The sequence below is a fragment of the Rhodoferax sp. genome (genome assembly GCF_028689295.1).
GTDB lineage: Bacteria > Pseudomonadota > Gammaproteobacteria > Burkholderiales > Burkholderiaceae_C > Rhodoferax.
In genome coordinates this window covers 253,061-272,551 of the sequence record NZ_JAQTWL010000001.1, presented here as the reverse complement: position 1 = coordinate 272,551, position 19,491 = coordinate 253,061, and the positions used below count along the sequence as shown (strand labels likewise).

The window sequence follows — 19,491 nt, the reverse complement described above, 5'->3', positions numbered from 1 at the left end:
TTGATTGATCGGATTTGCCATGTACAAAAATATCCTGATCCCGACGGACGGCTCGAAACTGTCGTCCCGCGCCATCAAGGCCGGCATTGACCTGGCCAAATCTGTCGGCGCCAAAGTAACCGGCCTGTTTGTGGCGCCGTCGCCCACGCCTCTCATTTACAAGGGCATCATTCCGGTCGGTTACATGCCACCCGAAGAGCACGCCGCCATGATCGAACGCGCGGCGGCACGTCATCTCGGGTTGATCGAGAAAGTCGCCAAAGCGCAGGGCGTACCTTGCCAGTGCATCACACTGACGGGCGATTTCCCTGCCGAAAGCATCCTCCAGGTGGCCACCAGGCAAAAATGTGACCTGATCTTCATGTCCTCACATGGCTTGAAGGGGGTGACCGCATTCATTCTTGGCAGCGAAACCCAAAAGGTGCTCACCCAGGCAAAAATTCCCGTGCTGGTGCACCGCTAACGCGGCTCACTGCCGGATCAAGTCTGCGCCCTTTGGGGTACTGAACTGGAAACTGCTCGCCGGCAATGACGGGTTGACCTTGAAGCCTTTGAAGGTCAGCACCGAACGCTGGCCAAAATTGTCCAGAATTTCCAGCACCTCCAACATGACCGTCTGCCTGGCAACTTCACCAGCCGCCCTGAAACCGACCCGCACCGACTGCAGTTGCCCGTCCTTGGATTTGGGCGTGGCCAGCACCCATTGCAAACCGTCCTTGTCGGGCGCATCCGCCAGCACAAAATCAGCCTGCAAGGCCTGCACGTCCGCCGCCGAGGCGATCAGGGCGGCCGGCGTGGAGTCCAACACGGCAGCCTGCTTGCGCGCCGTGACCTGGTTCAGGTCCACGTCATGCAACCACAGCGTGTGGCCGTCGGCGACGATGGTTTGCACGAAGGGTTTGGCATAGTCGAAGCGGAACCGGTTGGGCCGGGCAAATTCAAACTGACCGCTGGAGGTTTTCACCCGTGGCGCCTGCCCTTCTCGGGCGGGTGAAGTCACGACCTGGGTAAAAGTTGCCTGGCCGGTTTTGACTGTCCTGACAAAAGTCTCCAGGCTGCTCAAGCCGCCGGCGCCGGCAGCGCACGTCATCATTAAAAATGCTGTCAATAAAAATCGTTTCAATGCTGACCTTTTGCTGGTTGATTAGGTAAACGCAAATGCACTGATTGCGGGTCTGGCCCGCAATGACAATACATCCAACGGTCAATCGTTACGGGCCGGCACCAGAATTTCACGCTGGCCGCTGTTGCTCATGGAACTGACCAGTCCGGCGTTTTCCATGTCTTCCACCAGTCGCGCGGCGCGGTTGTAGCCGATTTTCAGGTGGCGCTGCACCAGCGATATGCTGGCCTTGCGGTTTTTCAGTACCACTTCGACAGCTTGGTCATACAGCGGGTCTTTCTCACCGCCGCCGCTGCCGCCCTCACCCATGGAGTCGTCGTCGCCGTCGACAGTACCACCTTCCAGAATACCCTCAATGTAATTGGGCTCACCCTGACTCTTCAGATAGGTCACCACCCGGTGAACTTCTTCGTCGCTGACAAAGGCGCCGTGCACGCGAATCGGCAGCCCGGTACCGCTGGGCATGTAAAGCATGTCGCCCATGCCCAGCAGCGCCTCGGCACCCATCTGGTCCAGAATGGTGCGGCTGTCGATCTTGCTGCTGACCTGAAACGCGATGCGGGTGGGAATATTGGCCTTGATCAGTCCGGTGATCACGTCGACGCTGGGGCGCTGGGTGGCCAGAATCAGGTGAATGCCGGCAGCGCGGGCTTTTTGGGCCAGCCGGGCAATGAGTTCTTCGATTTTCTTGCCCACCACCATCAACAGGTCGGCCAGCTCGTCGATCACCACCACGATGTGCGGCAGGCGGTCCAGTGGCTCGGGTTCTTCCGGTGTCAGGCTGAACGGGTTGCCAATGAACTCGCCACGCGCCTTGGCCTCGTCCATTTTGGCATTGAAGCCCGCCAGGTTGCGTACCCCCATTTTGCTCATCAGTTTGTAGCGACGCTCCATCTCGGCGACGCACCAGGTCAGCCCATTGGCGGCCTGGCGCATGTCGGTGACCACCGGGCACAGCAGATGCGGAATGCCTTCATAGACCGACATTTCCAGCATCTTGGGGTCAATCATCAACAGGCGCACGTCATGCGCCTCGGCCTTGTAGAGCAGGCTCAAAATCATGGCGTTGATGCCCACCGATTTGCCAGAACCCGTGGTGCCGGCCACCAGCACGTGGGGCATTTTGGCCAAGTCGGCCACCACCGGGTTACCCACGATGTCCTTGCCCAGACCCATGGTCAGCAGCGACTTGGCCTCGTGGTAGACGTTGGAGCCCAGAATTTCTGACAACTTGATCGTTTGCCGCTTGGCATTGGGCAATTCCAAAGCCATGTAGTTCTTGCCAGGAATGGTTTCCACTACCCGGATCGACACCAGGCTCAAACTGCGCGCCAAATCCTTGGCCAGACCGACAATCTGAGAACCCTTGATTCCAGTGGCGGGCTCGATTTCATAGCGTGTGATGACCGGGCCGGGCTGTGCCAGCACCACGGTGACCGTGACGCCAAAGTCCTTGAGCTTTTTCTCGATCAGGCGGCTGGTCATCTCCAGGGTCTCGGGGGCCACGGTTTCCTGACGCAACAGGGCACCATCGAGCAGTTCCACCTGGGGCAATTTGGTATCTGGCATTTCGTGGAACAAAGGTTTTTGGCGCTCCTTGGCCACGCGTACGCTTTTTGGCGCATCCGCCATCACCGGCTCAATCAGCACCGTTTTGACAGGGTGCTCCTGGCGCTCCTGGCGTTCCTCCACCAGCACTTCTTCGCGTGCCCGCGCGGCTTCCTGACCCAGTGAGAAGTCCTGCTCCAGCTCACGCTGTTCACGCCGGTTTTCAATTTTTGAATAGAGCCAGGCACCCAGCCGCTCCGCCAATTGGCCCCAGGAAAACCTGAACACCAGCGCCGAACCCAGCACACCGGCCACAATGGCCACCAGCGCCGAGCCCACGAAACCGAGCCAATGCACGCCCAAAGGTCCCAGCCAGAATCCCAGCATGCCGCCGACATGACCGGGCAACTGCGCCTCCAGGCTGTAAAAACGCGCCCATTCCAGCATCACGCTGCCGCCCAGCAGCAAAGCCAAACCACTCCAGAAGGCGACATGCCAGCGCAAGCGTGCCTCGTTCGCAGCAGCATTCGCTGACGCATCAATGGTCCACTGCCCATGACCACGCAGCCAGCGCGCCAAGGCACTCAGCCAGACCCGCACACCGGCCGCCACGCACCACCAAACCGAGAAACCAAAAAGGTAATAGCTGGCATCGGCGATCCAGGCGCCCAGTTGCCCGGCCAGATTGAGCGGTGCCGCCACCGTGCCCGAGGTGGACCAGGCAGGATCCTGCGGGGAGTAGGTGAGTAGCGCCATGATCCACAGCGCCAATGCCACAAAACCCAGGATCAAGGCGATTTCATTGGCAAAACGGACCAGGCCGGTGCGCGCCAGACCCTCCTCTGACGAGGAAGGATTAAAAGTATTGAGTGAATAAGTCATTTCTGTTTTCTTTAAACTCGGGCCTAATATACACGGCGCAAGCCCCACAACTCAAGGTTTTAACATGACAGATACCCGACACGCCCAGGTTTTGATTCTGGGCTCCGGCCCGGCCGGCTACACTGCCGCCATTTACGCCGCGCGCGCCAACCTCAAGCCGCTGCTGATCACCGGCATCGCCCAGGGCGGTCAGCTCATGACCACCACCGAGGTGGACAACTGGCCCGCCGATGTCGATGGCGTGCAAGGCCCCGACCTGATGCAGCGCTTTTTGGCGCACGCCGAGCGCTTCAAGACCGAGATCGTGTTCGACCACATCAGCAAGGTCGATTTTTCCAAACGGCCGTTTACCCTGACCGGCGACAGCGGCAGCTATACCTGCGACGCGCTCATCCTGGCCACCGGCGCCTCGGCCAAATACTTGGGCCTGCCCTCCGAAGAAGCCTTCATGGGCCGGGGCGTCTCGGGCTGCGCCACCTGCGACGGTTTTTTCTACCGGGACGAAGACGTCTGCGTGGTCGGTGGCGGCAACACGGCCGTGGAAGAAGCGCTGTATTTGTCCAACATTGCCGCCAAGGTTTATCTGGTTCACCGCCGCGACAAGTTCCGAGCCGAGCCCATCATGATCGACAAACTGATGGAGAAGGTCGCCGCCGGCAAGATTGAACTCAAGACCTTCAGCACCCTGGACGAGGTGCTGGGCGACGCCAGCGGCGTGACCGGCGTGCGCCTCAAGAATGTCAACACTGGCGCCACCGAAAACCTCACGCTCAAGGGCTGCTTTATCGCCATCGGCCATGCGCCCAACACCGAGATTTTCCAGGGCCAGTTGGAGATGACCGGCGGCTACCTCATCACCAAGGGCGGCAGCCTGGGCTTTGCCACCCAGACCAGCGTGCCCGGCATTTTTGCCGCCGGCGACGTGCAGGATCACGTCTATCGCCAGGCTATCACCAGCGCGGGCACGGGTTGCATGGCGGCGCTGGACGCACAGCGCTTTCTGGAACAAGCATAAACACGGCCAGCGCCACGCCGAAAGGCCGGGCTATAATGCCGGGCTTTGCTGCTTATCCCGTGAGGGATTCTGGCGGCAATCGGGTTACCGCCACCCTATTCTTGGCGAGGTGAGGCCCCTGGCGTCAGTCGGGGCCGTTTAAAAGTATCGGAGTGTCCACATGGCACGCGTATGTGAAGTCACGGGCAAAGGCCCCATGGTCGGGAACAAGGTTTCCCACGCCAACAACAGAACCAAGCGCCGGTTCCTGCCGAATCTGCAATACCGCCGTTTTTGGGTCGAGTCAGAAAACCGCTGGGTGCGCCTGCGCATCTCCAACGCCGGTCTGCGTTTGATCGACAAAAATGGCATCGACGCCGTGCTCGCAGATTTGCGCGCCCGTGGTCAAGCCTGAAACCTTGCGGGACAGATCTTTAGCTCTGTCCTCAACTAATTAAGCACAAAGGAACCATCATGGCAAGCAAAGGCGGACGCGAAAAAATCAAGCTGGAATCGACAGCCGGCACCGGTCACTTCTACACGACTGACAAAAACAAGAAGACCACTCCCGAGAAGTTGCTGATCAAGAAATTTGATCCCAAAGCTCGCAAGCACGTGGATTACAAGGAAATGAAACTGAAGTAATTCAGTTTTGAGTTCAAAAAATGCCCGCTCAACGCGGGCTTTTTTACGCCGTTGAAAGTCGCACTTACGTTTTAGAAGTCCGCCGTGACGCTGGCCCGCAGTGTGCGCGGCGCTGCGGCAAACAGGTACACACCGCCCCAATAGGTGGTGGGCGCTTCGCGCCAATAGGTACGGTTGGTCAGGTTCTCGACGTTGAAGCGCCACAGCGTTTCCTTGCCCGCAATGCGCTGCAGGTAGCTTAACCCGGCATCAAGTTGCCAAGCAGTGGGTAACTCCACACTGCCATCCGCCATCACCGTCTTGCCGTTCTCAAAGGTAGCCAGTCCATTGAGCGACAAACCAGGCAGAGCCGCGAGTTTGTAATCGGCAAACAGGGACGCCTTCAGGCGCGGCAGGTTGGTCACGCGCTGCCCCACCAGCGTTGAATCAACCGCCTGGGTGTACTTGGCATTGAGCGCCATCAGGCTCGCTTGCAAGGACAGCGCCGCATCCACGCGCCCGCTGGCGGCCAGTTCCAAGCCACGGTGGCGCGCAGTCTTGGCGCCGGCCACCTGGGTCGGCAAGTTGGCCGGATCTGCTGCGGGCACATCGTCGGCATAGGGCTTGTCAACACTGAAGGCCGCGGCCGTCAGCAGCAGGCGCGGATTGGCCTGCCACTTGAGGCCAATCTCTGTTTGCTCGCTTTTGAGCGCCGGCAGCACCTGCCCCGAGTTGACAAATCTATCCGGCCGATTGGGCACCACTTCAAGCTCAACACCCTGACCCCAAGATGCGTACAGCATCGTGGCTGCGCTGGGCGACCAGGCGAGCCCCGCCCACGGCGTATTCACCGTCTGCTCGAACGACTCGGCGCGCGAGCCATCACTGCGCTCGCTGCTGCGCTTCACGCGGGTGATGCGCAGGCCCACGAACGACTGCACGTTCTGGCGCCAATCCGACGTCAGTGTGGCATAGCCCGCCAGCGCACGTTCACGGCTGTTGGTGTTGAGGCTCGTCAGCGTGGCATCGGCGGGCAGCGCAACCGGCGTGTAAATATTGGTAATGCCGACCCAGTTGTAGGCCTGCATCGGCGCCAGGTCGGCGCTGGCGCTGCGCCCGTTCAAACCAAGCCGGGTTGCGTGCTGCAGGCCGAGCGCCTTGAACTTGCCGTCCAGGCGGGCGTCCCAACTCCACAGCTTGCGCCGCTCGCCTTCGCTGCGGTAGTCATAGATATCGACATCGCCATTGGCGCACAAGCCGGGATAAACATAGTTCGCAGCGCTGCTACAGCCGTCCGGGAATGCGAGCCGGTCATCGATGTCCAGGCGCTGCGTGTTAAACGCAACGCGGGTGCGCCAGCTAGCATCTATCGAATGGTTGAGCGCCACTTCAGCCGTGGTGCTGCTGGCCTCGAACGGCTGCGACCAGGTCTGGTTGTTCAGGTTCAGGCGTGGATTGATGCTGCGTGGCAGCGTGTCACCGACACCGTCAACGTTGCTGTCGAGCAAGCCCAGACCGGGCACCGAGGGTTGGCGCTTGCGGTGGTATTCCAGATTGGCCGACACCGAAGTGGCCGGACTCAATTCGGTGGCCAGCGCCAGGCTGAGCAACTGGCGCGAGCCGTCGGCCTGGTCATACTGCGTGCGCAGGGCTTCATCGACCAGGTTAAGGCGCACGCCGACCGCACCCAGTTTCTGGTTGACATCGAGCTGCAGTTTGGCGCCGCCGCTGTCATTGGCGGAAAGCTCCGCCGTGACGAAGTTGTCCTTCATGGGCGCCTTGGTGACATAGTTCACCAGACCGCCCGGCGCCGACACGCCCGACTGCAGGCCGGCCACGCCCTTGAGCACTTCGATCCGCTCCTTGTTTTCCAGCGCGATCGGTGCGTCGTTCGAGGTGATCAGGCCATTGCGACTGAAATTGCCGCCCTGATCAAGCAAAAACCCGCGAATCGACACGCTCTCGATGTAGCCGGTGGTGTTGTAGCTGTCAGCCAGTGAGGCGTCGAGCTTGATCACCTGTGACAACGTTTGCGCGGCGCTGGCGGTGAGCAAGTCTGCACTCAGCACCGTCACGCTTTGGGGCGATTTGGCCAGCGGCACGCCAAAGCCGGAGACATCCGCGAGCTCGATATCGAGCATCGGCGCGGTTTTGCCGGTCACGGTGACAGGCTGCAGGTTCTGCGGCACGGTCTGGGCAAAGGCAGGGAGGGAAGCGCTTGCGGCAAGCGCCAGCGCGAGGGGGGAGAGTTTCAAACAGAATGCCATCGAATTTCCTTTATCGACGGCAGGGTAGTGCACGTTCGGCCCGAACAGAATGTCAGGCTGAGTTCAGCGACGCTTCCCTGCGCAAGTATTACCTTGATCAAGTTCCAGGGTGTTATCTCAGCCGATCCTCTTGCGAAAACCAGCACCCCTAGCGTGTACAGGACTGGTTTGCACCGGCCTGATGAACAAATTGTAAACGACCGCCATGGCTTGGGACATACTCTGACTTTTCACCCCTCAGAAAGCAACTCCGATGGCAGGCCCGACCAACGATTTTTGGCAGCAGCGTTTTGACAACAATGAAACCGGCTGGGACCGGGGCAGCCCCAGCCCGCAGTTGCTGGCCTGGCTCGACAGCGGTGAATTGCTGCCCTGCCGCATCGCGGTGCCAGGTTGCGGCACGGGCTGGGAAGTGGCGGAACTGGCCCGGCGCGGCTTCGACGTCACCGGCATCGACTACACCGCCGCCGCAGTGGCCAAAACGCGCGCGCTGCTGCAGGCGCAGGGACTCGTCGCGGACGTGGTTCAGGCCGATGTGCTGAGCTACCAGCCGCAGCACACCTTCGACGCCATTTACGAGCAAACCTGTCTGTGCGCCATTCACCCAGAGCACTGGCTGGACTACGCGCAGCAACTGCACCGGTGGCTCAATCCCGAGGGCAGCCTGTGGGTGCTTTACATGCAGATGCTGCGCCCGGCCGCCAGCGAGCAGGGTGTCATCCACGGCCCGCCCTACCACTGCGACATCAATGCCATGCGCGCCTTGTTCACCAAGAAGGCCTGGGTCTGGCCCAAGCCGCCCTACGCCAAGGTGACACATCCCAACCTGTCACACGAACTTGCGGTGCGTCTGGTGCGCCGTTGAGCGCCTGAGCGGCACTCAACCAGGGATTGACGGGACGACTAGGGCTTGACCGGGTGCGCTGTCGGGGCGCCAAGCCGCGGCTCAAAGACCATCTCCCGGCCGGCGCGGTGCACTTTCGCCGTGACCCCGTCGCCCGGCCTCTTGCCGCCGATCACGATGCTCACATCGCCCTGTTCAGTCACGGGAAAGTTATCGAGCGAAACGAAGATATCGCCGGGCATGAGGCCGACCTGCGCTGCGGGTGAGCCCGGCACCACCTTGTCGATGACCACGGTGCCTGAATCCAGCCGCATCAGCACACCCAATTGCGCCTTCTGGGTCTTGATGTTCTCGTAGGGAATCAGCCAGGCGAAGTCCCCGGCAATGAGCGGGATTTCAGGCGTATCGACGTCCATCATCAGTTCCTCCTTGTGCTCCTCGGGGATCGAAATTTCCGTGGGCAGCACGATCACGTAGGGCCAGGCGGCGCGGCGCAAGACCTTGCGCGGCACGCCGAGCGCATGGCGGACGTGAAAAGAGCCGGCGATGACCACCATCTTTTTGCCGGCGCCAGCGGGGCTGTTCAGGTAGTCAACAATGCGGCTGGCCATCGACTCCTCCCAGAGGATCTGGGTGCGGTAGAAGCGGTCGAACATTTTGGCTGTGGCCTCGGCGCTCAGGGCAGAGGGTTTGCCGCCCACCGAATGACCCTTGAAAACAGCTTCGAGCAAGGCACGCTGAAAGGGATCGGAGAAGTCGGTCTGCGGCACCCTGGCGGCGAGTTCAGACGGCAGCGGCCCGGCACCGGCCTGGGCAAACTGCTGCTGGATTTCCTTGGAGGGGTTGAGCGCCAGCACGTCTTGGCGGTGTTCGCGGGCAAAGTTCAAAATGCCGCGGTAGTGGCCGAAGTCAGAGCCCCAGTTGTCGTACCACTTCGACACCTTGAGAAATTGCAGTTCGTCGAGTTCGCCGCGCGCCCAGCGGTCGAGCGCGCTCTGCTGCGGCTCCCGAAACATCTCCATGCCGATGGCGATCTGGCCCGGAAAACGCTGCTCCAGCGCCTCGATGACGCGCCGCTGCGCCTCATGCGCCTGCAGGTTGGTGTGCATCTCGCCGATGTAGATGACCCGGGCTGCGGCGATCATGCCGATGGCCTGCTCGAAGTCCATGGTGGTGCCGGTCGGCAAGTGGATGATGTCGCCTGCCTTCAGGCTTTTGCTGAGCCGGTAAGGCGTCAGGCCGTTGCCATCCGCAGGAACTTTTGCGGTGGTGCAGCCGCCCAAGAGCGCGGCACCCATAACCAGTGCGGCCAGGGCGGACAGAGATCGTAAATTCATTGTCATGGGGTGAGCCTTGAATGTGATGGCCGAAGCAGGATACCGAAGATAGGAAACGGCACTGCAGTTAAAGTTCCATCCTGCAACTTTTTTATGAGACAAGCCTATGCGCGCAATTTTCAGCATCCTGGGTCTTCTGGTGGTGGTGGCCCTGGTGGGCTTTCTTGCCAAGAAACAGCTCACTGATGTTTCCGGCATCAAAGCCCAGCCCCAGGACGGGCTGCAGGTGGCCGTCCCACAAACGACACCTGGTGCGACACCCCGGCAGCAAAGCGAACAACTTGGCCAGCAGGTCAAGCAGTCGATCGATGCAGCAATGCAACAGCAGCGCCCTGGGGTCGAAGGTCAATGACGCCTCTTTTCGTCACTGCGAGCGAAGCGCGGCAATCCATGCAGTCGGGGCCATGGATTGCTTCACTGCGTTCGCAATGACAGGGTTATTCATGAAAAGAGTTTGGATTACGCCGCATGCAAAGCAATGTCGATTTGCGCGCCGCCCAGATCAGCCCGGCAAACAGTCAACTCGCCCTGATGGCTGGCCACCAGGTCTTTGACCACGGCCAGACCGATACCATGACCTGGCACCTGCTCGTCGAGCCGCACGCGCCTGGCCAATACCGCCTGCGGGTCGGCAAAACCCGGGCCGTCATCACAAACGCGGATACACAAGCGCTTACCGTCCACCCAGAGCCGCGCTGACACCGTGTGCCGCGCCCACTTGGCCGCGTTGTCGAGCACGTTGCCCAGCATCTCGAAGGCGTCGCCTTCGTCGATACGCCAGCTCAAGTCAGCCGGGCAGTCCAGCGCAAATACCAGGTGTTTGTCCAGATAGACCTTGGCCAGTGTGTCGCGTATGCGGTTCAGGACGGGCGCCAGCGCCAGCTGCGGCGCAAAACGCGCAGCGCCGCTGGCGCCGGCCCGACCCAACTGGTGCACCACGATGTCGTCCATGCGGGCCACTTGTTGCGCCACCATGGCGGCGAGTTCGCCGGGCGCATCCAGTGAGGCACGCAAGGCCGCCAGCGGCGTCTTGAGGCTGTGGGCCAGATCGTCCAGCGCGTCTTTGTAGCGCGTTTGCCGGGCCCGCTCCTGGTCCATCAAACCATTGAGGTTGTGCGTGAGCCCGGCGAGCTCGCGCGGATAACTGCCTTCCACCCTGGCCTGCTCACCTTTTTCAATGCGCTGGATTTCCCGCGCCACGCGCCCCAGCGGCGCCAGCCCCCAGCGCAGCAGCAAAGTTTGCGTGATCAACAACAACAGCCCGGCGCCACCCAGCCAGCGCCACAGCGTGCGCTCGAAGGCTTGCAACTCCTTGTCGAACGCGGCCATGTCTTCGAGCACCGAAAAAACCAGCGGAGCCGCCCGGTCGTTCACCGACCACTTGACCGCATAGCTCGCAGCCAGAAACGCCCGACCTGTTTTTTCTGCGCTGACGGTTTCAAAGCGCCACTGACCGGGTGCCAACTGGCGCACAAAAGGGAGATCGAGGCCGAGCGTGGACGACGACTGCCATTCTTCATTTTTTTCCGGATTGGCAATGTTGGCGTACAGCCCCGAGTCGGGCAAGGACAGCCGGGGTTCGGCCAGCGCGGCGGGCATGACCAGCGTGCCCCGAGCGTTGAGTTCGGCGCCGGCCATCAACAGGTAAATGGTGGTTTGCAGGCGGGCAAAGCGCTGGCTGCGCACGCTGTCCGTGTAAGCCTGCTGCACGGCCCAACCGGCGCCGGCCAAAAAGACCAGCAACACGGCAAAAGCAGCCCAGACCAAGCGCGCACGAATGGACAGTGGTGGCTTCACTGCAACACGAAGCGGTAGCCGCGACCGCGCAGCGTTTCAATGGGGGCCAGCAGGCCATCCGGATCGAGCTTGCGCCGCAAACGGCCAATCAGCACCTCCAACACATTGCTGTCACGGTCTTCGTCGTGCGGGTACAGGTAGTCCGACAGTTCCTGCTTGCTCACCACCCTTGCGCGCTCGCGCACCAGGTATTCCAGCAGCCGGTACTCGAACGTGGTCAGGTCGAGCGCCGCGCCATTGAGCCGGGCGCTCTGGGCAGAAAAGTCGATGCTCAGGGCACCCAGCGTAAGCACCTCCGAGGTCGCCTGGATGGCACGCCGCAACAGCGCCTTGACGCGCGCCGCCAGCTCGGGGTACTCGAATGGTTTGACCAGATAGTCGTCGGCGCCCGCCTCCAGCCCCAGCACCTTGTCCTGCCAGCTGCCGCGCGCGGTCAGAATCAGGATCGGCAGGGTGCGGCCCTCGGCGCGCAGGGTCTGCACCAGCGTCAGTCCGTTCAGCTTGGGCAGCCCCAAATCGACTATTGCCAGGTCCAGTGGGTACTCGCGGGCCTGAAACAAGCCATCGGCGCCGTCGGCGGCCATATCGACACGGTAACCCTCGGCTTCGAGCTGGCGCTTCAGGCCCAGCCGCAACACCGCATCGTCTTCAACCAGCAGCAGGCGCATACCGCTAAAGCCTGCGCCCGCTGGCGGCGTCGATCAGCACCACAACAACTTCCCCCTGCGGCGTGAGCACCTTGACCCGCCAGACCGGGCGACCGCCCTGCTCGGCCTGCTCCACCGCCAGCACGCGCCCGCCGGTGGCTTTCTGCACCATGGCGGCGGCGGCATCGCGGTTGACATCGGCCTGGGCCGGCGGCGACAGCGAGAGCATCAGGACAGTGATCAAGGTAGTCAAAAACTTCATGGCTTGGGGTCGTCTTGGGCGGCAGTGACTGCAATGGTACTACCGTCCATGGCCAGCTGATTATTGTTCAATCGGGTCCACGCTGACACGCACCGGCAGGCGGTTGCCAGGGTTGTTGCGCGTGAGCGTGGTGTACTGCTGACCACGGTAGTCATAGATCACGCGGTAGCCGGAGATGCGACTTTGCACCTCATACACGGTGCGGCAACGCTGGACTTCCCGTTGCGCTGTTTCGTAACGCCCGTTGTCATGCTGACCATAGTTGTATTGGGCGGGTGCATTGCGGTTTTCAAGGTGATCGCCGGCGATGGCGCCCAGCACCGCACCCACGACGGTGGCTGCGTCCTTACCTCTGCCGCCACCCACCTGGTGTCCCAGAACGCCACCCGCCAGGCCGCCCACAATGGCGCCGCCATACTGGCGGGACTGAGTATTTTGAGGTGCTGAAGTCACGCGGTCGGGGCCTTCGTTGACCCAGTGGCTACTGCATTCGTTGCGCGGCACGTTGATGTTTTCATACTGTGGCTCGGCGCTGCGAACCAACGCGTGGTCGGTGAACGTGGCGGCCTGGGCGCCGAACAAGGCGGCGGCGAACAAACTGGTGATGACGATACGTTTCATGGAAAGCTCCTTGGGTTGATATGGCATGCAGTTTGCGCGTGCCTGCATGAACCCAGGCTGAACAGAAGCGAAATAGTTGAAACAATGCAAAAATGGAAGCCATTGCTTGATTTCCGGATGACTTTGATGGCTTTGCGAATTGTTCTTTTCCTTATCGCCACCGCGCTCACGGCTGCCCATTTTTTAAGGACGGAAAGCTATGGCCTGATGGCTTTTAGCCTGGCAACACCGCTGCTGTTTTTGTACAGAAGGCGGTGGAGCCTGATGCTGCTGCAACTGGCCGCCTACGGCGCCACGTTGAATTGGATTCTGGCCGTGGTGCTGCTGGTCCAGATGAGGCAACAAGTCGGCCGGCCATGGACCACGGCCACCCTCATTCTGGGCACCGTCGCCTTGGTCACCCTGCTGGCCGGCTTGATGCTGAATTCGCGCAGCCTGCGTAAACGTTACCCATGAAAACCACATCCGCCCCGAGCATCTTTGCACGAACTGCAGCGCTTGCACTGGCAGGCGCCTTGTTGGCCAGTCAGGCCAGCGCCATGAGCCTGCGCGAATTGCAGGCGCTGGGTATGACCGACCAGCAGGGCGAAAACTACACCAACTACTATCTGGTCGGCGTGATGGAAGGCGCGCTGGAGGCGCACCTGCAGGCTGTGCGCAACGGCGCCAAAGCCGTCATCTGCCTCAAAGGTCGCCGCCTGGAGCCGCACATGGCCCGGCACTTGTATGACGCCGAGCGCCGGCGTAGCGCGGGCATCTACGAGGCCGACATGCCGGTGGCCCTGGTCATGACCAACGCGCTGGCACACGCCTATCCATGCCAAGCCGGTTCGAGCTCTTGATGAAGACAACCACCGTGCTGATCGCGCTCCTGCTCGCCGGTTGCGCGGCGCAGGAAGCCGGCCCGGAAATCAGGCTTGCGGCCAATGTCCATCCCACCGACCTGAGTTGCCCGCGCAGCAGCAACTGCGTGAATTCTCTGGGCGGCAGCGGCATGCCGGCGCTGCGTTATGCCGGCAATACCGCGCAGGGCATGGCCTTGCTGCGCGCCGCCCTGGCCAGCCACCCTGAAGCGGCCATTGTGCGCAGCGATCCGGTCTGGCTGGAGGTCATCTTCACCACGCCACTGGGCTTCAGGGACCAGGTCGATTTTGTGCTGGGTGCCGAGTCTGGCCGGATCGATTTCCGCTCGCAATCCCTGTTAGGTCGTTATGATTTTGGCAAGAACCGCGCGCGCATGACAGCGTTCTCGGAGCGCTTTGACCTTTTAAGGTAAATCATCCCATGCTCGTTTTTCTCATCGATGCCGACAACCTCTCGTCTTCCGCCTGGATCGAGGAGGCGTGCAGCAGCCTGGAAGCCGCCGAAGGAAGCATGGCGGTGCGCAGGGCTTACGGTAGTGCGGAAAACCTCAAGGGGCTGGCTCAGACCATGCTGGCCTGGTCCATTCGTCCCTTTGTGAATCTGTCGCTGTCGAAAAACACCACGGACGTTGCGCTTGCGGTCGACGCCATGGCGCTGGCCTGCCAGACACCCAGGCCGACCGCCATGGCAATTGGCTCAGGAGATGCCGATTTTGTCCCGCTGGTGGTCAGGCTCAGGGAACACGGCATCCGCATGATCTGCGTGTCCGAGCCCAGCAAAATGGCCTCTGAGGCAGCGCACGCCTACGATTCTGTGCTTTTTGTGGGCAAGGCGCAGCCAGCGGTAAAAGCGAAAAAGTCGGCCACCGCGCCGTCAGCAAAAGCGCCCGCAAAGAAAGTCGCTGCAAAAAGCGCACTTGACGCAGTACCTGCAAAAAAAGTTGCGGTGAAGAAAAAAGCACCGACTGCTACTGACGAGACGACAAAGGCCGACGTCACCCTGGAGCAAATTCTGTCTGCGGCTCCCGCGTTGCGCCTGGGTCAGATGCAGCCCCTGGGCGATGTCGTCAAACAATTGCACAGCGCCAAGCTGATTGGAAAAAACGCCACGTCGACCAAGCTCTTCAAGAAGTTTTCGCGACGGTTTGAGCTGACGCCGGTGATGCAGCCGAACCAAGTGCGCTATTTGCCGGCCTGAATCAAGACGCGCCTTGAGCACTCCCGTCATTGCTGCTTCACCACAGTCATTCACCGAACCGAAATCTCAACAGCCATCGTTCAGTTCGGGAGATCAGGCCCAGCCAGAAGCCGACTCGTGTGCAGCGGGAGCCGACATTCAGGCGCGTGGCCCACTGAGCTATAGTTCTAACAGATGAAACATCGTAAGATGTGAGTTCGACATTATCCAAATTTCACCAGGATAGGCGACAAGGTTAAAAGGGATGGAAATGACTTCAACTTTTTGTGAAATTTACTACGAACCCTGGCGGCATGTGCCTTACCACTCGTTGGGACTTCGGCATCAGCAAGTGAAATTCGGGTGTGTCCCGTCGGATGTCCTGGGGCCCAGGACATCCGACGATCTACATCACGTTGCATCACTCATCGCGCATCGCTGGACCAATGAATAGCAACGCCGATATCCGTGTCGAGCTGCTTTCCGTTATCGAAAGATACGTTCAATTCGCGTCAACTGTTAAGCCTTTCGCTTCTCCAAGCGCAACCGCGCAGTACATGCTCTTGGTACGGTCGTGCAATTCATTTTCTGCGGCTGTATCACTTTGCATGAGTGGCTTCTTCGTGGAGTCCTACAACTCTGCGAGAGTTGGGCTCGAAACAGGCTGGCTATCTTTGGTCTTGCGGCGCAGTGCTACGAAATCATGGGAATGGCTCACCTTGGTTCCGTCCGACACGTCGATGGAAGTCGCAGAAAAGCGATACAAGGATACCTTTGGGTCGCCTGCATGGATAAGGAAGGAAGTTTCGCAGGATGGTAAAGAGCTGCGGGACAATCTTTATCAAGTCCTGTCAACAAAGAGCCACGCAAACGTCGCAGCGACGTTTTTCATGTGCTCATCGGCGAATGACCCGAATGACTTGTGTTTATATGGTCCCGGTCCTCTGGACAGTGAAGAGCATCGCAGCAAACATCTACGCGGCATTCTTTACTCTTTATGTAGTCTTCTTCACGACATTCAAGTGCAATGCGGCGTTGACCTAGGAGTCACTTGGAGGCACGACGAAATGGGCTTGTTCAACATCGCTGGCGTGGGATATCCGGACAAGGATTCCGGCGTCAGAGTTGTGCCCAAGAAGGTCAATGCTGCTTATCAGACGATGGTCCTCCTAAAGCTTGCCAAGTGCCAGCAGAGTGGGGCCACAGCGATGGATAACCTTGCAGTCGAGCGGACCTGCGCGACAAGCCGCGCCGGCTGCTCACTTTCAGGTTAGGCTTCCCAAACACCACCACTTGGCGCTCCATGGACAGCCCCCTTTCAATCCTCGGATCAGTTGCCTCGATAGGTGCGGCAATCTGGGCTTTCATAGAAGCCAAGAAGGCCGCGCAGGCAGCAACGCGTGCCGCAGCCATGAGAGACGAGATCATCCAGCGTCGCCGGCTGATTGAGGTATCTCAAGTGTATACAGACATCAAAAGAATCCTAGCCATTGCTTCGGAGGTTGGGCCCAGTACGAACGCCAAGCTGCTACGCGGGGTCGACACGGCCAAGCTTGCCAAGCAAATTGAAGAATACGCGCGGCTGCTATCTGAACAGACTGGCCATTTCTCCGACTTCTTCGGAAATGAAGCCCGAGCTCTTTGCGAGCGACTGAAGCCGGACATCGAGGCTCTTGCGGATGCGAACACTCCAGAGGAGAAAAAGGCTGCAGGAAAAAGTATTTACTACAGCATTTCAGCCTTCATGCCAATTGCGAAGAAAGTTGCGGACGGCCAGCGCGAGCAAACACCGAAATCACTAGACGGGAGGTAAGATGAAACTTTCAGACGGCGAGAAGATCATCATTCTGATGTTGACGGAGTTGCACCAGAAACTCCAGGTCGATAGCGAAATGGAGCCAGACTTCCTCAGGTCAGCTATCTTCAACGACATGCTGTGGGGCATTCGATGGAAGTACAGCGGGATTCCGTTCTCCGATGCTGAGGATCCGGAGATTGTCAGAGAGGTTCTTGACATCTTGGACATGTGGAGTTGCATCGAGCGCTCTTACGCTCGTCTTGACTCCTCCGGAAAAGAGTCAATCAAGCAATGCTTGGGTGTGCTCGGCGATTCGCCCCGTTTCCAGGGCTTTGACGGCAACAACGAAAGTGAATACGTTGGCACCGCGCTATTTTTGGTGAATGAATTAGAGCGCTTCGTGGAGTTCAAAGGCCGCGGATTCAACTGTCATTATCCCTCCATTGACATGCACCGCCGGATGCTCTCCGCTTTCGAGCAGCTGCGCAGGAAATTCACTTCGGCCGAGTTGTCAGCTGATCAACTCCTGACCATTCTGCATGAGCAAATCGACCCGAGCAATAGGGAAGCCCGTCATTCCACCTGATCTTGCGCATAAAGCCGCGCAAGTCCGGTGAATTCAGACATCAGGCCGACCTCGTTTAAAGCAATCATTGAAATGGGAGTTCTGATCTTCAAGGGCATGAGCGTCGGGATACTGCCCGGCGACTTGGTCATCTCCATGGACGAGTCTGGGCAGTTGGCGTCCAAACTTATCCTTTCAACAGCCTATAACGTGATTCCGCTTTGGTTGAGAATCGCCAGAGATAGACTGAAGGACGCCAAGCGCGCATCCGAGGATATTGCTTCGAACTGGGATGATGACGCCGATCACCAAAAGGCACTGCTCATAGCCGAATTGGCTCCCTCAATGGAAGTCATCGTTTCCTGCGGCATTGCTCTTGATTCGATCTATGACATGCTGCGTCCGTACGCAAAGCTATCCGAAGATGACATCAATCGGTGGAAGGCAAACCGAACGGGACGTGGCGCCCAGATTTTTGAGGTAGTCAGGCGAGTACTGAAACCGGAGAAAAAGCACGTTAAGGAATTTAAAAAGGCCATTACTGACATTATCAAGTTCCGCGACATGGCCGTGCATCCGACTCTCGAGCTCAAGAATGCGCATTCGCACCCCGGTCTGGAAGTTGCAGTTGACTGGAAATTCTCTGCATATAGGTTCTCAAATGCGTGGGCGTGCTTCAATACAACAACACAGATACTCATGTTTGCCCTTCAACGAGAGAACTTGGACCAGAGGCTTGTCGTGGCTTTCAAGAACATATTTGAAGCACTTGAAGAACTTGGCGTCGTGAGAACAAATGCTTAACTTGCTTGCGGCGGATCGTCAAAATTCTACCCATTTCGCAGCCCGCTGAAGCGGTACGTTAATGCACCAAATCAGATGATTTGGATGACCGCTGTCTGGAAATTTGGCTGTCGGCTTCGGGTCTTCAGGAGCCATCTAAATGGAAAGACACCGAACGCACCGGCGGCTGGTCTCAAAAGGCAAACAAGTGCCATTGACAAACTCAGTGACGCACCGGTCCGATACTCGTAAAAAAACAAGTCGCCATGCCCTTTTCCAAGTGAAGGCGGTTGACTCACTCAAACGTAGCGCGCAGCCATCACATCCAGGTGGATCGGCTTGATTTTTGACCCGTGACCGGCGCAGCCAAAGGCCTCGAAGCGCAGTTTGCAGATGCCTGCGGCAGCTTTGCGCGCTGCGATCAGACTCTTCCGCGGGTCGAACTCACTTGGGTTTTGGGCAAAGCTCTGGCGCATGGCGCCGGTCATGGCCAGACGGATGTCGGTGTCGATGTTGACCTTGCGCACACCGCTCTTGATGCCACGCTGGATTTCTTCGACCGGCACGCCGTAGGTTTCCTTGAGGTCGCCGCCGTACTGGCGAATGATGGCCAGCCACTCCTGCGGCACGCTGCTGGAGCCGTGCATCACCAGATGGGTGTTGGGAATTTGCGCATGGATTTGCGCGATGCGGTCGATGGCCAGAATGTCGCCGGTGGGCTTGCGCGTGAACTTGTAGGCACCGTGGCTGGTGCCAATGGCAATGGCCAGCGCATCGACCCCGGTTTTTTCAACAAAGTCCTTGGCCTGCACCGGGTCGGTCAGCATCTGGTCGTGGCTGAGTTTGCCTTCGGCACCGACGCCGTCTTCTTCACCGGCTTCACCGGTTTCCAGTGAGCCCAGGCAGCCCAGTTCACCCTCGACCGACACGCCCACGGCATGCGCCATTTCGCAGACGCGGCGCGTCACATCCACGTTGTATTCGTAGCTGGCGGGAGTTTTGGCGTCTTCGCGCAAAGAGCCGTCCATCATCACGCTGGTGAACCCCGAGCGGATCGACTGCATGCACACCGCAGGCGTGGCGCCGTGGTCCTGGTGCAGCACCACGGGAATGTCTGGAAAAGACTCCACTGCTGCCAGCACCATATGGCGCAGGTAGGCCTCGCCGGCGTACTTGCGCGCGCCAGCACTGGCCTGCAGGATGACCGGGCTGTCGGTGGCAGCAGCGGCTTCCATGATGGCCTGGATCTGCTCCAGGTTGTTGACGTTGAAGGCGGGCACACCGTAGTTGTGTTCAGCAGCGTGGTCGAGCATTTGACGAAGGGATACGAAAGCCATGAGAGTCTCCTGTTAGTGATAA

The 19,491-nt window shown here is 59.5% G+C and carries 23 protein-coding genes and 1 riboswitch; of the genes, 14 read left to right on the top strand and 9 right to left on the bottom strand.

Annotation, left to right across the window (positions count from 1 at the left end):
• The first annotated feature begins 19 nt into the window (after positions 1 to 19).
• Positions 20 to 463 carry a universal stress protein gene (locus tag PHF15_RS01460; RefSeq protein WP_300118184.1) on the top strand — a complete coding sequence of 148 codons (444 nt, stop codon included), beginning with the start codon at positions 20 to 22 and terminating at the stop codon, positions 461 to 463.
• Between the two features lie 6 nt (positions 464 to 469).
• On the opposite strand, the gene lolA is transcribed toward PHF15_RS01460, so the two are convergent.
• Entirely contained in the window at positions 470 to 1,123 is a 654-nt protein-coding gene (gene lolA / locus PHF15_RS01455) for an outer membrane lipoprotein chaperone LolA (protein WP_300118182.1), read from the bottom strand.
• A gap of 81 nt (positions 1,124 to 1,204) precedes the next feature.
• Positions 1,205 to 3,553: a DNA translocase FtsK gene (locus tag PHF15_RS01450; protein WP_300118180.1), complete on the bottom strand. Its 2,349-nt coding sequence runs from the start codon at positions 3,551 to 3,553 to the stop codon at positions 1,205 to 1,207.
• Between the two features lie 64 nt (positions 3,554 to 3,617).
• Here PHF15_RS01450 and trxB point away from each other — a divergent pair, with 64 nt between their 5' ends.
• The 3 genes from trxB (at position 3,618) to rpmG (ending at position 5,192) form a co-directional block, all read left to right on the top strand.
• Entirely contained in the window at positions 3,618 to 4,568 is a 951-nt protein-coding gene (gene trxB / locus PHF15_RS01445) for a thioredoxin-disulfide reductase (protein WP_300118178.1), read from the top strand.
• Between the two features lie 160 nt (positions 4,569 to 4,728).
• Complete coding sequence (rpmB, locus tag PHF15_RS01440) at positions 4,729 to 4,962, top strand: 50S ribosomal protein L28 (RefSeq protein WP_296543274.1); 234 nt, start codon at positions 4,729 to 4,731, stop codon at positions 4,960 to 4,962.
• A gap of 59 nt (positions 4,963 to 5,021) precedes the next feature.
• A complete protein-coding gene (rpmG, locus tag PHF15_RS01435; RefSeq protein ID WP_182728949.1) occupies positions 5,022 to 5,192 on the top strand; it encodes a 50S ribosomal protein L33 in 171 nt (56 codons plus the stop codon).
• Between the two features lie 71 nt (positions 5,193 to 5,263).
• Here rpmG and PHF15_RS01430 read toward each other — a convergent pair whose 3' ends face one another.
• Entirely contained in the window at positions 5,264 to 7,426 is a 2,163-nt protein-coding gene (locus tag PHF15_RS01430; RefSeq protein WP_300118175.1) for a TonB-dependent siderophore receptor, read from the bottom strand.
• Positions 7,427 to 7,495: 69 nt separating this feature from the next.
• A riboswitch (TPP riboswitch) is annotated at positions 7,496 to 7,598 on the bottom strand.
• Between the two features lie 93 nt (positions 7,599 to 7,691).
• On the opposite strand from PHF15_RS01430, the gene PHF15_RS01425 reads away from it, so the two are divergent.
• On the top strand, positions 7,692 to 8,303 hold the full coding sequence (locus tag PHF15_RS01425) for a methyltransferase domain-containing protein (protein ID WP_300118173.1): 612 nt from the start codon (positions 7,692 to 7,694) through the stop codon (positions 8,301 to 8,303).
• Between the two features lie 38 nt (positions 8,304 to 8,341).
• Here the strand turns inward: PHF15_RS01425 and PHF15_RS01420 are convergent, their stop codons facing one another.
• On the bottom strand, positions 8,342 to 9,625 hold the full coding sequence (locus tag PHF15_RS01420; RefSeq protein WP_300118171.1) for a ChaN family lipoprotein: 1,284 nt from the start codon (positions 9,623 to 9,625) through the stop codon (positions 8,342 to 8,344).
• Positions 9,626 to 9,725: 100 nt separating this feature from the next.
• On the opposite strand from PHF15_RS01420, the gene PHF15_RS01415 reads away from it, so the two are divergent.
• Positions 9,726 to 9,971 (top strand): hypothetical protein, encoded by a 246-nt coding sequence (locus PHF15_RS01415; protein WP_300118169.1) that lies wholly within the window; start codon positions 9,726 to 9,728, stop codon positions 9,969 to 9,971.
• 107 nt (positions 9,972 to 10,078) lie between these two features.
• Here the strand turns inward: PHF15_RS01415 and PHF15_RS01410 are convergent, their stop codons facing one another.
• The 4 genes from PHF15_RS01410 to PHF15_RS01395 are packed head-to-tail and all read right to left on the bottom strand — an operon-like array spanning position 10,079 to position 12,946.
• On the bottom strand, positions 10,079 to 11,416 hold the full coding sequence (locus PHF15_RS01410) for an ATP-binding protein (RefSeq protein ID WP_300118167.1): 1,338 nt from the start codon (positions 11,414 to 11,416) through the stop codon (positions 10,079 to 10,081).
• Positions 11,413 to 12,084, bottom strand: coding sequence for a response regulator transcription factor (locus PHF15_RS01405; protein ID WP_300118165.1), 672 nt, complete (start codon positions 12,082 to 12,084; stop codon positions 11,413 to 11,415). The genes PHF15_RS01410 and PHF15_RS01405 overlap by 4 nt, the downstream gene beginning before the upstream one ends.
• 4 nt (positions 12,085 to 12,088) lie before the next feature.
• Positions 12,089 to 12,325 (bottom strand): PepSY domain-containing protein, encoded by a 237-nt coding sequence (locus PHF15_RS01400; protein ID WP_300118163.1) that lies wholly within the window; start codon positions 12,323 to 12,325, stop codon positions 12,089 to 12,091.
• Positions 12,326 to 12,385: 60 nt separating this feature from the next.
• On the bottom strand, positions 12,386 to 12,946 hold the full coding sequence (locus PHF15_RS01395; RefSeq protein ID WP_300118161.1) for a glycine zipper 2TM domain-containing protein: 561 nt from the start codon (positions 12,944 to 12,946) through the stop codon (positions 12,386 to 12,388).
• A 126-nt stretch (positions 12,947 to 13,072) separates the two neighbouring features.
• On the opposite strand from PHF15_RS01395, the gene PHF15_RS01390 reads away from it, so the two are divergent.
• The 8 genes from PHF15_RS01390 to PHF15_RS01355 all read left to right on the top strand — a co-directional run bounded on the left by PHF15_RS01390 (position 13,073) and on the right by PHF15_RS01355 (position 18,153).
• Entirely contained in the window at positions 13,073 to 13,402 is a 330-nt protein-coding gene (locus PHF15_RS01390; protein ID WP_300118159.1) for a hypothetical protein, read from the top strand.
• Complete coding sequence (locus PHF15_RS01385) at positions 13,399 to 13,788, top strand: hypothetical protein (protein WP_300118157.1); 390 nt, start codon at positions 13,399 to 13,401, stop codon at positions 13,786 to 13,788. Before PHF15_RS01390 ends, PHF15_RS01385 begins: the two co-directional genes overlap by 4 nt.
• Positions 13,788 to 14,222: a DUF1499 domain-containing protein gene (locus PHF15_RS01380; protein ID WP_300118155.1), complete on the top strand. Its 435-nt coding sequence runs from the start codon at positions 13,788 to 13,790 to the stop codon at positions 14,220 to 14,222. Before PHF15_RS01385 ends, PHF15_RS01380 begins: the two co-directional genes overlap by 1 nt.
• An 8-nt stretch (positions 14,223 to 14,230) precedes the next feature.
• Positions 14,231 to 15,007, top strand: a complete 777-nt coding sequence (locus tag PHF15_RS01375) for an NYN domain-containing protein (RefSeq protein WP_300118153.1) — start codon at positions 14,231 to 14,233, stop codon at positions 15,005 to 15,007.
• A gap of 425 nt (positions 15,008 to 15,432) precedes the next feature.
• Positions 15,433 to 16,260 carry a hypothetical protein gene (locus PHF15_RS01370; protein ID WP_300118151.1) on the top strand — a complete coding sequence of 276 codons (828 nt, stop codon included), beginning with the start codon at positions 15,433 to 15,435 and terminating at the stop codon, positions 16,258 to 16,260.
• Positions 16,261 to 16,289: 29 nt separating this feature from the next.
• Entirely contained in the window at positions 16,290 to 16,799 is a 510-nt protein-coding gene (locus tag PHF15_RS01365) for a hypothetical protein (RefSeq protein WP_300118149.1), read from the top strand.
• A 1-nt stretch (position 16,800) separates the two neighbouring features.
• Complete coding sequence (locus PHF15_RS01360; RefSeq protein WP_300118147.1) at positions 16,801 to 17,370, top strand: YfbU family protein; 570 nt, start codon at positions 16,801 to 16,803, stop codon at positions 17,368 to 17,370.
• 72 nt (positions 17,371 to 17,442) lie between these two features.
• Positions 17,443 to 18,153 (top strand): hypothetical protein, encoded by a 711-nt coding sequence (locus tag PHF15_RS01355; protein ID WP_300118145.1) that lies wholly within the window; start codon positions 17,443 to 17,445, stop codon positions 18,151 to 18,153.
• A gap of 278 nt (positions 18,154 to 18,431) precedes the next feature.
• Here the strand turns inward: PHF15_RS01355 and fba are convergent, their stop codons facing one another.
• Positions 18,432 to 19,469 carry a class II fructose-bisphosphate aldolase gene (gene fba / locus PHF15_RS01350; protein WP_300118143.1) on the bottom strand — a complete coding sequence of 346 codons (1,038 nt, stop codon included), beginning with the start codon at positions 19,467 to 19,469 and terminating at the stop codon, positions 18,432 to 18,434.
• Between the last annotated feature and the right edge of the window lie 22 nt (positions 19,470 to 19,491).